This window comes from Rhodococcus quanlei (genome assembly GCF_055231015.1).
The window spans coordinates 105,547-118,453 of record NZ_JBUYWD010000002.1 but is presented as its reverse complement, the minus strand read 5'-3'; the positions used below and the strand labels follow the sequence as shown (position 1 = coordinate 118,453).

Genomic DNA, 12,907 nt, shown 5'->3' with positions numbered 1-12,907 from the left:
ATGGCTCCTACCGCGGTGCTCATCGGCCCACCCGGCGCCGGAAAATCGACGATCGGTCGACGACTCGCGCAGGCATTGGACCGTCCGCTCTTCGACACCGATTCGGCTATCGAACAGGAGTCCGGGCGCACGATCAAAGAGATCTTCGACAGCGACGGCGAGCCATTCTTCCGGGCAATGGAGGAAGAGGTCGTGGCCAGGGCGATCGCGAACGAGACCGGCATCGTGTCGCTCGGTGGCGGAGCGATCCTGTCGTCGCGCACGCGATCGCTGCTGCGGGGGCACACGGTGATATATCTGGAGATCAGCGTCGGGGAAGGCCTCAAGAGGACCGGAAACAACACCTCTCGCCCACTGTTGACCGGGGCGGACCCGCGGGCCAAGTATCAGGAACTGATGCGCCGTCGCCGCCCTCTGTATCGCAGTGTGTCGACGATCCGGATCAGGACCGACGGACGCAGCCCCGCACGGGTGGTGCAACAGTTGGTGACGAAGCTCGGCAGATGACTGGCCGAACAAACTACGGAGCGGAGCAAAGTGAAGTGACCGAACCGGTACGTGTGGAAGTACGAACAGCGAATCCTTACCCGGTCGTGATCGGACGGGGCTTGCTGGGCGACTTGGTGAACGAACTGTCGGGCACCCGGACGGTGGCGATATTTCACCAGCCGCCGTTGGCAGCAACCGCAGAAGCGGTGCGTGAGGCACTGGCCGAAGAAGGTGTCGATGCCCATCGCATCGAGATCCCCGACGCCGAGGACGGCAAGGATCTCGCGGTCGCGGGATTTTGCTGGGAGGTGCTCGGCCGCATCGGCCTGACCCGTAGTGACGCCGTCGTGAGTCTCGGTGGAGGTGCAGCCACCGACCTCGCCGGATTCGTGGCGGCTACCTGGATGCGTGGCGTGCGAATCGTTCACGTGCCCACGACCCTTCTCGCGATGGTGGACGCCGCGGTGGGTGGAAAGACGGGCATCAACACCGAAGCCGGCAAGAATCTGGTCGGCTCGTTCCATGAGCCTTCGGCCGTCTTCGTCGATCTGGCGACGCTCGAAACGGTGCCGCGCAACGAGATCGTTGCCGGCATGGCGGAAATCATCAAGACCGGTTTCATTGCGGACCCGGTGATTCTCGATCTCATCGAAGAAGATCCCGAGGCCGCTCTCGACCCGACCGGAACCGTACTGCCGGAACTCATCCGTCGTTCCGTGGAGGTGAAAGCCGGCGTCGTTGCCGCCGATCTGCGTGAATCGGATCTGCGTGAGATTCTCAACTACGGTCATACACTCGGTCACGCCATCGAGCGCCGGGAGCGGTACCGCTGGCGGCACGGCGCTGCCGTAGCCGTGGGCCTCGTCTTTGCCGCCGAACTGGGGCGGGTGGCCGGCCGTCTCGACGATGGCACCGCCCATCGCCACAAGAGCATTCTCGAGTTGGTGGGGTTGCCGACGACCTACGACGCCGATGCGTTCGGACAGCTCCTCGAAGGCATGCAGACAGACAAGAAGAACCGCGCCGGTCTGTTGCGTTTCGTCGTGCTGGACGGATTGGCGAAGCCGGGACGGCTCGAAGGTCCCGACCCGTCACTGTTGGCCGCTGCCTATTCGGCAATCGCACGCGACGAACCGACACCGGCAGGTGGCGGCATCCTTCTCTGAGTCACACCTGCCGGGTGTCGGGCCCGATGTCAGCGGGACTTGGGCTCGTCCCCGGTGTCGGAGATTGCGTCGAACACCGTGGTGTCTGCATCCGGGTCGCCGGAGTCGTAGTTCGAACCCGTGTAGTCCTGGCCGGTGTACTCCTGGGCGTACGGATCGCCCTGGTGCTGCTGGTCGAGGCTGAGAACTTCGGTGCCCAGGCCGGAGTCGGACTCTGCTGCCGCGGCGGCAGGCGCGCCGACGTGCGCGGTGTCGGAGGTATTCGTGTCATCGGAGTTGTCCGACTTCGTGCGGTTCTGCAGCAGTCGGGCGACCATGACTGCCACCATCGCAGGCACGAAGATCAAAAGCACGGTGAAGGCGGCACCCGATGTCAGCTCGAAGAAGAGTGGATTCTCGGTGGCGTTCACGAAGAAGTCGGCAAACCAGGTCCCCAGGCCTGCGAGAAGACCACCGAGGACGGCTGCCTTCAGCCAGCGCATGGTGAGGTCGGCGCCGAATTCCGGGTCGGGATTCTCCTTGCGATCCCGCTTCGCGTCGAACCACCCCCAGAGCACAGCGGCGATGATGACGAGCACCAGCGCAATCATCCGCAGCGCACTTCCCTGGAGCGGCCACTGAGTGATCGCAATTCCGAGGAGCGAACGAAGAACAACATGTATCAGGGCCATCCCGAGGCCGCGCACCACCCACGCATTCATGTGGCACAGCGTAGCCAGAGGGCTACGGCGGCGTGTGTCCTACCCCACAGGAACCGTAACGACGGCCCTCTATGGGTGCCGGGAGGGAAGTGACGAGGGGGATTCGGGCGGTAGGTTGGGGAACATGTCTGTCGACCACTCTTCCCGGCGCGCAGCGCTGCGTGACCTGTTGATTTCCGACGGTGTTCCGGCGCTTCTCGTGACGGATCTGCTGAACATTCGATACTTGACCGGATTCACCGGTTCCAACGCGGCGTTGCTCGTCAGTGCCTCCGATGACGCGAGTTCGGAGAATGGCACCGTCATCTGTACGGACGGCCGTTATGTGACACAGATGGCCGAGCAGGTTCCCGATCTGCGCGTCGAGATCGACCGCTCCAGTGCCCGCCGCTTGATCGCTGCGTCGACGTCGACGCAACTCGGCTTCGAAAGTCACGTCGTCACCGTTGCGGAGCACGACGGCTGGTCGGAGATTGCGCCTGCGGTGCGCTTGGTGCCGACCTCCGGCCTCGTCGAGCGTTTGCGCATGGTGAAGGACGAGCACGAGGTGAACCTGCTTCGGTCCGCCTGCGTGGCCGCTGATGCCGCGCTCGCTGCGCTGATCGACGAAGGTGGTCTCCGTCCGGGACGGACAGAGCGGGAAGTTGGGCGCAGGCTGGAATCGCTCATGCTCGATCATGGTGCTGACGGCGTTTCGTTCGAGACGATCGTGGCTGCCGGTGCGAACTCGGCCGTCCCGCATCATCGACCGACCGGCGACATGTTGGCCTCGGGTGACTTCGTGAAACTCGATTTCGGGGCCGAGGTCGGTGGCTATCACTCGGACATGACGCGAACACTCGTGTTGGGAGAGCCGGCCGACTGGCAGCGGGACGTGTACGACCTGGTTGCACGCGCTCAGGCGGCCGGGCGAGAGGCCCTGGTTCCGGGCGCCGAGGTCGCGTCGGTGGACGCCGCGGCGCGACGAGTCATCGAGGATGCGGGCCACGGGGAACTGTTCCTGCACGGACTCGGACATGGCGTCGGTCTCGAGATCCACGAAGCTCCGGGAATCGGCAAGCTCGGCACCGGTACACTTCTGTGCGGTGCGACGGTGACCGTCGAGCCGGGCGTGTACTTCTCCGGGCGCGGAGGTGTGCGGATCGAGGACACGCTCGTGGTCCGTGAGCAGGGTCCGGAGCTGCTCACACGCACCACCAAAGACCTGACTGTCGTGTAGACGGTCCCGAACCGAACGTACATAGGAGACGCGAAGCAAGTGGCTTCCACCACCGATTTCAAGAACGGTCTTGTCCTGAAGATCGAAGGACAGCTGTGGGCGATCATCGAGTTTCAGCACGTGAAGCCGGGTAAGGGCCCCGCGTTCGTGCGTACGAAGCTGAAGAATGTCGTGTCCGGCAAGACCGTGGACAAGACCTTCAACGCCGGTGTCAAGGTGGAGACGGCGACAGTCGACCGCCGTGACATGACATACCTGTACCACGACGGTTCCGACTACGTCTTCATGGACGGCGAAACTTTCGACCAGATCCCGGTCTCCGCCACGGTCGTCGGCGACAGCGCACGTTTCATGCTCGAGAACATGGCCGTTCAGGTTGCCGTGCACGAGGATCTACCGCTGTTCGTGGAGCTGCCCGTCACGGTCGAGCTCGTCGTGAAGCAGACCGACCCCGGTCTGCAGGGTGACCGCTCCACGGGCGGAACGAAGCCGGCGATCATGGAGACGGATGCCGAGATTCAGGTTCCGCTGTTCATCAACACCGGTGACAAGCTGAAGGTCGACTCGCGTGATGGCAACTACCTCGGGCGTGTGAATTCCTGAGTGGCCGGTACGCACAAGAAGCTCGGCGCCCGTCACAAGGCGCGTAAGCGGGCTGTCGATTTTCTCTTCGAGGCCGAGGCCCGCGACGTCGATCCGGTGAATCTTGCCTCGGAGCGCGCAGATCTGTCCGGCAAGGACGACACGGTCGCTCCGGTTCCGCCGTACACCGTCACCGTGGTGACGGGAGTAGCAGAAAACCTCGACCGACTGGACCAGGTGATTTCCTCGCACCTGCAGGACTGGACGCTCGAGCGACTCCCGGCAGTGGACCGCGCGATCCTGCGCATCGCCGTGTGGGAACTCTTTCACGCCACCGACGTGCCACCCGTGGTGGCCGTCGACGAGGCGGTCGAACTGGCGAAGCAGTTGTCCACCGACGATTCACCCGGCTTCGTCAACGGTGTCCTCGGCCAGGTCGTGCTGGTCGCACCGCAGGTCAGGTCCGCGGCAGCGGCCACGTCGTCACGGGCTGCAGATTCCGCGACAGACGACGTCGATGCATCGCACGCTCCGCGAACTTCGAGCGGAAATACCGATTCGATCGAGTAGCGAGCATTCGTTTCGAGCAGGCGGGGCACACATGCATGCATGTGTGCCCCGACGCATGTGTGCACTGTCACGGGCAAGCTGTTCGGATGGTCCGACCGCCGCTGATAAAGTGAGATCGTCAGACATCCTTTAACGATCCGTCCCGTGAGGCGGAGAAGGAGGTCGTTGCGTGAGCGAACCCGAAGGGTCTCTCCCCGTAAACGAATCTGCCGACCCGAGTCGGTCGGCTCGCGAGTTGTTGTCGGCGGCAGACGTGAGTCGTACCGTTGCGCGAATCGCGCACCAGATCATCGAGAAGACTGCGCTCGACGCGGATGGCGGCGAGAGCGCACGGGTCGTCCTCATCGGCATCCCCACCCGTGGAACGACTCTGGCTCATCGCCTCCGTGATCGCATCGAAGATTTTTCCGGTGTGCGGCTGCCGATCGGGTCACTCGACATCACGTTGTATCGCGATGATCTGCGGAACAAACCGCACCGTCCTCTCGAGCGAACTTCGGTGCCCGATGGCGGCATCGACAACACCCTGGTCGTGCTGGTGGACGATGTGTTGTTCTCCGGGCGCACCGTGCGGTCCGCTCTCGATGCTCTGCGCGATCTCGGTCGCCCGAAAGCCGTACAACTGGCGGTGCTGGTCGATCGGGGGCACCGCGAACTTCCTCTCCGCGCCGATTACGTCGGCAAGAATGTGCCGACGGCTCGCACCGAGGACGTCAAGGTCCTGTTGGACGAACACGACGGCCGCGATGCGGTCATGATCTCCGGGGGAAAGCACCTGTGAAACATCTGCTGTCGATCGCCGACCTCGACCGGGAGAATGCGATCGAACTTCTCGACGAGGCAGAACGTTTCGAACAGGCCCTTCTCGGCCGTGAGGTTCGGAAGCTCCCCACTCTTCGCGGTCGCACCGTGATGACCGTGTTCTTCGAGAACTCGACCCGCACACGCGTGTCGTTCGAGGTCGCCGGCAAGTGGATGAGTGCGGACGTCATCAACGTCAGCGCGTCGAGTTCGTCGGTGTCGAAGGGGGAGTCCCTGCGTGACACCGCGCTGACGTTGCGAGCGGCGGGTGCCGATGCGCTGATCGTGCGTCATCCTGCGTCGGGTGCGGCGCATCAGATCGCCGCATGGACGGGTGGTCTCGAAGACGGTGGTCCGGCGGTGATCAACGCCGGCGATGGAACGCACGAACACCCCACCCAGGCACTCCTCGACGCATTGACGTTGCGTCAACGGTTGGGCGGCCTCGACGGCAAGCGCGTCGCGATCGTCGGTGACATTCTGCACAGTCGTGTCGCCCGGTCGAACGCATTGCTTCTGTCGCTGCTCGGTGTGGAAGTCGTTCTGGTGGCGCCGCCGACCCTGCTCCCCGTCGGCGTGTCCACGTGGCCGGTGACGGTGGCGCATTCGCTGGATGCGGAGCTTCCGGGGCTGGACGCGGTGCTGATGCTGCGTGTTCAGGCCGAACGCATGAACGGCGGGTTCTTTCCTTCACAGCGCGAGTACTCGATCAATTACGGACTGTCCGAGAAGCGGATGGCGCTTCTGCCCGACCATGCGGTGGTGCTGCACCCGGGGCCGATGCTGCGCGGCATGGAGATTGCGTCCGCAGTCGCGGACTCCTCGCGCACCGCGGTTCTGCAACAGGTGACCAACGGTGTGCACATGCGCATGGCCGTGTTGTTCCGGCTGCTGGTGGGCTCCGCGGACGTGACCATATGAGTGACAACCGGACGAACGACGACGAGACGAAAACAGGAGATGCGCGCGTGGCAGACCGGACCGGTGAGTTGCTGATCCAGAACGTCCTGATCTACGGCGAGGGCGAACCGACGGATGTGCTGGTGCGTGACGGGGCCATTGCGGAGATCGGCTCCGGGCTGGCGGCCGACGGCGTAGAGGTGGTCGAGGGGCATGGGCAGATCCTGTTGCCCGGATTCGTGGATCTGCACACGCACCTGCGTGAGCCGGGCCGGGAAGACACGGAGACCATCGATTCGGGTTCGGCTGCCGCGGCGATCGGTGGGTACACCGCCGTGTTCGCAATGGCGAACACGGCGCCCGTCGCAGACTCGGTCGTGGTGACGGACCACGTCTGGCGTCGCGGCCAGGAAGTCGGTCTCGTCGACGTGCATCCGGTGGGCGCTGTCACGGTGGGCCTCGAGGGCAAGCAGCTCGCGGAAATGGCGACCATGGCCGCGGGAACCGGCCGCGTGCGCATGTTCTCCGACGACGGGCACTGCGTGTACGACCCGCTCATCATGCGACGCGCACTCGAATACTCGAGCGCGTTGGGTGTGCTCATTGCGCAGCACGCCGAGGAGCCGCGTCTCACCGTTGGTGCGGTCGCACACGAGGGGCCTACCGCGGCACGGCTGGGCCTGACAGGCTGGCCGCGGGCCGCGGAAGAATCGATCGTCGCTCGTGACGCCCTCCTTGCGCGGGACGCTGGAGCACGGGTCCACATCTGCCACGCGTCGACCGCCGGAACGGTGGAGTTGGTGAAATGGGCCAGAACGCAGGGGATCACGATCTCGGCGGAGGTGACCCCGCACCACCTGCTGCTCGACGATTCACGTCTCGAAACCTACGATGCGGTCAACAAGGTGAACCCACCACTGCGTGAGGCCAGCGACGTCGACGCGCTGCGTAAAGGTCTTGCCGATGGAGTGATCGACTGTGTGGCCACCGACCACGCGCCGCACGCGGAGCAGGACAAATGCTGTGAGTTCGCTGCTGCGCGCCCCGGAATGCTCGGATTGGAAACAGCGTTGTCGATCGTCATCGACACGATGGTGAAGCCGGGTTTGCTCGATTGGCGCGGTGTGGCGCGGGTGATGAGCGAGCGTCCCGCCGAGATCGTCGGGCTCGACGATCAGGGTCGCCCCGTGGAGGTAGGGGAGCCGGCCAACCTGGTGTTGGTGGACCCCGACGTGGAGTGGATCGTGCACGGGCCCGAGCTGGCGAGCGTGGCGTCCAATACCCCGTACGAATCGATGACCTTACCGGGCCGCGTCACCGTCACGGTGCTGCGCGGCAGGATCACCGCCCGCGACGGAGCGGTTCGCTCGCGAGAAGAGGTATAGCTGGTGGAACGAGCATTGTGGGTCATCGGCCTGGCGATCTTCTGGGCAGTGATGATCGGACTCATGTACCGAGGTTGGCGCGGACGCGCCCGCCGGCAGGCCGACCGTATCGGGCAATTGCCGCCCGTGCCACGGGAACTGGGGCCGCCTGTGGTTGCTCCGGTGACGGGTCTGTACGTCGGCAGCACGGTGGCACCGAGTTGGCAGGACCGGATCGCGGTGGGTGATCTGGGCTTTCGCGCCGCCGGTGAGATCGCGCGCTACACGAGCGGAATCCTGCTCGAGCGCGACGGTGCGACGCCGATCTGGATTCCCGAGACCTCGATTCGCGCGGTGCGTACGGAACGCGGACTTGCGGGCAAGGTCATGACGAAAGACGGAGTGCTGGTCATTCGGTGGGAACTGCCGACCGGCACCGAGATCGACACGGGGTTCCGCGCCGACGACAAATCCGTATACCCGACCTGGGTGCGGAGCAAAGACAACGAAGATTCATCGAATGCGACGGGCTCTGGTGAGGTCGAGCAGAACGGAGAGAACGCGTGAGCGGCCCAGGCACGACATCCAACACCCCGATCGGTGCTGCATCGGCAGCACTCGTCCTCGAAGACGGACGAGTGTTCCGGGGAATGTCCTTCGGCGCGGTGGGGCAGACGTTGGGAGAGGCGGTCTTCAGTACCGGAATGACCGGGTACCAGGAAACCCTCACCGACCCGAGCTACCACCGGCAGATCGTGGTGTCGACCGCACCCCAGATCGGCAACACCGGGTGGAACGAGGAGGACGACGAGTCCGTCGGTCCGACCGGTGACAGTGCGGAGGCGAAGATCTGGGTGGCGGGTTACGTGGTGCGCGATCCGTCGCGTTGCACGTCGAGTTGGCGCGCCACCGGGTCGCTCCACGACGAACTCGTCCAGCAGAACATCGTCGGAATTGCCGAGATCGATACTCGGGCTCTCGTGCGCCACCTGCGCTCACGCGGTTCGATGCGCGCCGGTGTGTTCTCCGGAGACGCGCTCGCATGGTCCGGTGAGAGTCTCGACGTCGACACACTGGTCGCCCGGGTCCGGCAGCAGCCGTCGATGCTCGGCGCGGATCTCGCCGGGGAAGTGACCACCACCAGTGGGTACACGGTGGAACCGGTGGGTGGTCAGGCTCGGTTCACCGTCGCCGCGATGGACCTCGGCATCAAGACGAATACCCCGCGCATGTTCGCGGAGCGGGGAGTTCGGGTCCACGTGTTGCCGTCGAACGCCACCCTCGACCAGATTCGCGATCTGAAGGCAGACGGTGTCTTCCTGTCCAATGGGCCCGGTGACCCCGCCACTGCGGACGGTGCCGTGAACCTGACCAAGGAGGTGCTGGGGCAAGGGATTCCGCTGTTCGGCATCTGTTTCGGTAACCAGATTCTGGGGCGGGCACTGGGCCTGGGCACATACAAGATGAAGTTCGGTCACCGTGGAATCAACATTCCGGTCGTCGAGCACGAGACCGGTCGTATCGCCATCACAGCCCAGAACCACGGCTTCGCTCTCGAAGGCGAGGCCGGCCAGGAGTTCGACACCCCGTTCGGTAAGGGTGTCATCAGCCACACGTGCGCCAACGACGGCACGGTCGAGGGTGTTCGCCTCGTCGACGGTCGCGCCTTCTCGGTGCAGTACCACCCGGAGGCGGCGGCCGGACCGCACGATGCCGCGTACCTGTTCGATCGTTTCACCAGCCTGCTCGAGGGAGACAAGAAGTAATGCCACGCCGTACAGATCTCTCGCACATCCTGGTGATCGGATCGGGTCCGATCGTGATCGGTCAGGCCTGCGAGTTCGACTATTCCGGAACCCAGGCGTGCCGGGTGCTACGCGAGGAAGGTCTGCGCGTGAGCCTCGTGAACTCCAACCCGGCCACGATCATGACCGACCCCGAATTCGCGGACGCCACCTACGTGGAGCCGATCACCGCGGAGTTCGTGGAAAAGGTCATCGCACTCGAAGCGGAGAAGGGACACCCTATCGACGCAGTGCTCGCGACGCTGGGTGGGCAGACGGCTCTCAACACCGCGGTCGCTCTGCACGAACAGGGAATCCTCGAGAAGTACGACGTCGAACTCATCGGCGCCGATTTCGACGCCATCCAACGCGGTGAGGATCGCCAGAAGTTCAAGGACATCGTCGCCAAGGTCGGCGGCGAGTCGGCACGGTCCCGCGTTTGCTACACGATGGACGAGGTGCGGGACACGGTGTCCGAACTCGGCTTCCCGGTGGTGGTCCGTCCGTCGTTCACGATGGGAGGTCTCGGCTCGGGCCTGGCCTACAACGATGCAGATCTCGATCAGATCGCCGGTGGGGGGCTGGCCGCGTCGCCCACAGCGAATGTGCTGATCGAGGAGTCGATCCTCGGCTGGAAGGAATACGAACTCGAACTGATGCGGGACGGCCGCGACAACGTCGTGATCGTCTGCTCGATCGAGAACGTGGACCCGGTCGGTGTGCACACCGGTGACTCGGTGACGGTCGCCCCGGCGATGACGCTCACCGACCGCGAGTACCAGAAGATGCGCGACCTGTCGATCGACATCCTCCGTGAGGTCGGCGTCGACACCGGCGGCTGCAACATCCAGTTCGCGATGGACCCCACCGACGGGCGCCTCGTCGTCATCGAGATGAACCCGCGTGTGTCGCGGTCGTCTGCGCTGGCGTCGAAGGCGACGGGGTACCCGATCGCGAAGATGGCTGCGAAGCTGGCCATCGGCTACTCGCTCGACGAGATCGTCAACGACATCACCAAGGAGACCCCGGCCTGCTTCGAGCCGACCCTCGACTACGTGGTGGTCAAGGCTCCCCGGTTCGCCTTCGAGAAGTTCCCGGGTGCGGACGGAACGCTGACCACCACGATGAAATCCGTCGGTGAGGCGATGTCGATCGGGCGCAACTTCACCGAGGCGCTCGGCAAGGTGATGCGCTCACTCGAAACCAAGAGCACCGGGTTCTGGACGGGTCCGGAGTCGGAGCGGGGCGATCTGGATTCTCTGCTGGCAGAGCTGGCGGTCCCGCACGAGGGGCGCCTGTACGGCATCGAGCGGGCGATGAGCTGGGGTGCCACCGACGAGCAACTGTTCGAGGCAACCAAGCTCGATCCGTGGTTCCTCGACCAGATTCGGCAGATCCACGAACTCGGCAATGCTGTTCACGATGCCCCGACGGTCGACGAGACCCTGCTGCGCAGGGCCAAGTACCGCGGGCTATCGGACCGCCAGATCGCGGCGTTGCGGCCGGAACTGGGTGGGGAGGATGCCGTCCGTGCCCTGCGCGAAGAGCTGCGCGTGCATCCCGTCTACAAGACGGTCGACACCTGCGCTGCGGAGTTCGAGGCGAAGACGCCGTATCACTACTCGACGTACGAACTCGACCCCGAAGCGGAGTCCGAGGTCGCGCCGCAGACCGACCGTCCGAAGGTATTGATCCTCGGTTCGGGGCCCAACCGAATCGGACAGGGAATCGAGTTCGACTACTCGTGCGTGCACGCGGCGCAAACGTTGTCGGACGCCGGATACGAGACCGTCATGGTCAACTGCAACCCCGAAACCGTGTCGACCGACTACGACACGGCCGACCGGCTCTACTTCGAGCCGCTGACCTTCGAGGACGTCTTCGAGGTGTACCGGGCGGAGTCCGAGTCCGGCACGGTCGCCGGCGTCATCGTGCAGCTCGGCGGTCAGACCCCCTTGGGTCTTGCACACGCTCTCGAGGCGGCCGGTGTGCCGATCGTCGGCACCAGTCCCGAGGCCATCGACCTCGCGGAGGACCGCGGTGAATTCGGTAAGGTGCTGACCGAAGCAGGGCTGCCCGCACCCAAGTTCGGTACCGCCACGTCGTTCGAGGGCGCCCGCGAGATCGCGACCAAGATCGGATACCCGGTCCTGGTCCGTCCGTCGTACGTGCTGGGTGGACGCGGAATGGAAATCGTCTACGACGAAACCTCGCTGGAGAACTACATCTCGCGTGCGACCGAGATTTCCGACGACCGGCCGGTGCTGGTCGACCGATTCCTCGAGGACGCGGTCGAGATCGACGTCGATGCGCTGTGCGATGGCACGCAGGTGTACCTGGGCGGGGTCATGGAACATATCGAGGAGGCCGGTATCCACTCCGGTGATTCCGCGTGTGCACTACCCCCGATCACGCTCGGTCGGGCGGACATCGAGAACGTCCGCCGATCGACCGAGGCACTGGCCAAGGGGATCGGCGTCAAGGGTCTGCTGAATGTGCAGTACGCGCTCAAGGACGACATCCTGTACGTCCTCGAGGCGAATCCGCGTGCCAGCCGCACCGTGCCTTTCGTCTCGAAGGCGACGGCCGTTCAGCTTGCCAAGGCGTGCGCCCGGGTGATGCTCGGTGAGTCGATCGCCGACCTACGGAAGAAGGGCCTGCTCCCAGCGGAAGGCGACGGCGGCACACTCCCGCCCGACTCTCCGGTGGCGGTCAAGGAAGCGGTGCTGCCGTTCAATCGCTTCCGGCGTGCGGACGGGACCGGTGTCGACACCCTCCTGAGCCCCGAGATGAAGTCCACGGGTGAGGTCATGGGAATCGATGCCGACTTCGGTACCGCGTTCGCGAAGAGTCAGGCCGGCGCCTACGGCTCGTTGCCGACCACGGGATCGGTGTTCGTCTCCGTCGCGAACAAGGACAAGCGGTCGCTGATCTTCCCGGTCAAGCGCCTCGCAGACCTTGGGTTCCGGATTCTGGCCACCGAGGGCACCGCGGATGTTCTCCGCCGCAACGGCATCGCATGCGAGCGGGTGCACAAGCATTCCGGTGAAGATCTTCCGGAAGGTTCACGCACAATCGTCGAGCAGATCCGCGACGGCGAGGTCGACATGGTGATCAACACTCCGTACGGCAATTCGGGCCCGCGCGTGGACGGCTACGAGATTCGGAGTGCGGCCATCGCCGCAACGATCCCCTGCGTCACGACCGTGCAGGGAGCGTCTGCGGCGGTTCAGGGCATCGAGGCCGCCATTCGAGGCGATATCGGTGTGCAGTCGCTCCAGGACCTCCATGCGCGTCTGCGCGAGCCCGCCGAGGCCTCCGAATCGTGACG

At 64.6% G+C, this 12,907-nt stretch carries 12 protein-coding genes; 11 read left to right on the top strand and 1 reads right to left on the bottom strand.

The genetic code is table 11. From position 1 onward, the window contains the following. Together ACZI8Q_RS01310 and aroB are read left to right on the top strand one after the other, a co-directional pair. A complete protein-coding gene (locus ACZI8Q_RS01310; protein ID WP_463371694.1) occupies nucleotides 1-507 on the top strand; it encodes a shikimate kinase in 507 nt (168 codons plus the stop codon). Between the two features lie 35 nt (nucleotides 508-542). Then, nucleotides 543-1,655 (top strand): 3-dehydroquinate synthase, encoded by a 1,113-nt coding sequence (gene aroB / locus ACZI8Q_RS01305; RefSeq protein ID WP_463371785.1) that lies wholly within the window; start codon nucleotides 543-545, stop codon nucleotides 1,653-1,655. 29 nt (nucleotides 1,656-1,684) lie between these two features. On the opposite strand, the gene ACZI8Q_RS01300 is transcribed toward aroB, so the two are convergent. Continuing rightward, nucleotides 1,685-2,356: a B-4DMT family transporter gene (locus ACZI8Q_RS01300; protein ID WP_463371693.1), complete on the bottom strand. Its 672-nt coding sequence runs from the start codon at nucleotides 2,354-2,356 to the stop codon at nucleotides 1,685-1,687. A 124-nt stretch (nucleotides 2,357-2,480) separates the two neighbouring features. Between ACZI8Q_RS01300 and ACZI8Q_RS01295 the strand changes: the two genes are divergently transcribed. The 9 genes from ACZI8Q_RS01295 to carB all read left to right on the top strand — a co-directional run bounded on the left by ACZI8Q_RS01295 (nucleotide 2,481) and on the right by carB (nucleotide 12,905). Beyond that, nucleotides 2,481-3,575, top strand: a complete 1,095-nt coding sequence (locus tag ACZI8Q_RS01295; RefSeq protein ID WP_463371692.1) for a M24 family metallopeptidase — start codon at nucleotides 2,481-2,483, stop codon at nucleotides 3,573-3,575. Nucleotides 3,576-3,614: 39 nt separating this feature from the next. Continuing rightward, the gene (efp, locus tag ACZI8Q_RS01290; RefSeq protein ID WP_463371691.1) at nucleotides 3,615-4,178 is read left to right on the top strand and encodes an elongation factor P; all 564 of its coding nucleotides are present in this window, start codon (nucleotides 3,615-3,617) and stop codon (nucleotides 4,176-4,178) included. Next, entirely contained in the window at nucleotides 4,179-4,727 is a 549-nt protein-coding gene (gene nusB / locus ACZI8Q_RS01285; RefSeq protein ID WP_463371690.1) for a transcription antitermination factor NusB, read from the top strand. A gap of 169 nt (nucleotides 4,728-4,896) precedes the next feature. Next, a complete protein-coding gene (pyrR, locus tag ACZI8Q_RS01280) occupies nucleotides 4,897-5,508 on the top strand; it encodes a bifunctional pyr operon transcriptional regulator/uracil phosphoribosyltransferase PyrR (RefSeq protein ID WP_463371689.1) in 612 nt (203 codons plus the stop codon). Continuing rightward, complete coding sequence (locus ACZI8Q_RS01275) at nucleotides 5,505-6,449, top strand: aspartate carbamoyltransferase catalytic subunit (protein ID WP_463371688.1); 945 nt, start codon at nucleotides 5,505-5,507, stop codon at nucleotides 6,447-6,449. The genes pyrR and ACZI8Q_RS01275 overlap by 4 nt, the downstream gene beginning before the upstream one ends. A gap of 47 nt (nucleotides 6,450-6,496) precedes the next feature. Then, nucleotides 6,497-7,813 carry a dihydroorotase gene (locus tag ACZI8Q_RS01270; RefSeq protein WP_463371687.1) on the top strand — a complete coding sequence of 439 codons (1,317 nt, stop codon included), beginning with the start codon at nucleotides 6,497-6,499 and terminating at the stop codon, nucleotides 7,811-7,813. 3 nt (nucleotides 7,814-7,816) lie between these two features. Beyond that, nucleotides 7,817-8,359 (top strand): PH-like domain-containing protein, encoded by a 543-nt coding sequence (locus ACZI8Q_RS01265; protein WP_463371686.1) that lies wholly within the window; start codon nucleotides 7,817-7,819, stop codon nucleotides 8,357-8,359. Nucleotides 8,360-8,388: 29 nt separating this feature from the next. Continuing rightward, nucleotides 8,389-9,558 carry a glutamine-hydrolyzing carbamoyl-phosphate synthase small subunit gene (gene carA, locus ACZI8Q_RS01260; RefSeq protein ID WP_463371784.1) on the top strand — a complete coding sequence of 390 codons (1,170 nt, stop codon included), beginning with the start codon at nucleotides 8,389-8,391 and terminating at the stop codon, nucleotides 9,556-9,558. Then, the gene (carB, locus tag ACZI8Q_RS01255; protein ID WP_463371685.1) at nucleotides 9,558-12,905 is read left to right on the top strand and encodes a carbamoyl-phosphate synthase large subunit; all 3,348 of its coding nucleotides are present in this window, start codon (nucleotides 9,558-9,560) and stop codon (nucleotides 12,903-12,905) included. Before carA ends, carB begins: the two co-directional genes overlap by 1 nt. Nucleotides 12,906-12,907 lie beyond the last annotated feature (2 nt).

What these genes read in the sequence shown, in the direction of transcription:
- ACZI8Q_RS01310 (WP_463371694.1), top strand. Translation starts at nt 1, where the DNA reads ATGGCTCCTACCGCGGTGCTCATCGGCCCACCCGGCGCCGGAAAATCG.
- ACZI8Q_RS01300 (WP_463371693.1), bottom strand. Translation starts at nt 2,356, where the DNA reads ATGAATGCGTGGGTGGTGCGCGGCCTCGGGATGGCCCTGATACATGTT.
- ACZI8Q_RS01295 (WP_463371692.1), top strand. Translation starts at nt 2,481, where the DNA reads ATGTCTGTCGACCACTCTTCCCGGCGCGCAGCGCTGCGTGACCTGTTG.
- carB (WP_463371685.1), top strand. Translation starts at nt 9,558, where the DNA reads ATGCCACGCCGTACAGATCTCTCGCACATCCTGGTGATCGGATCGGGT.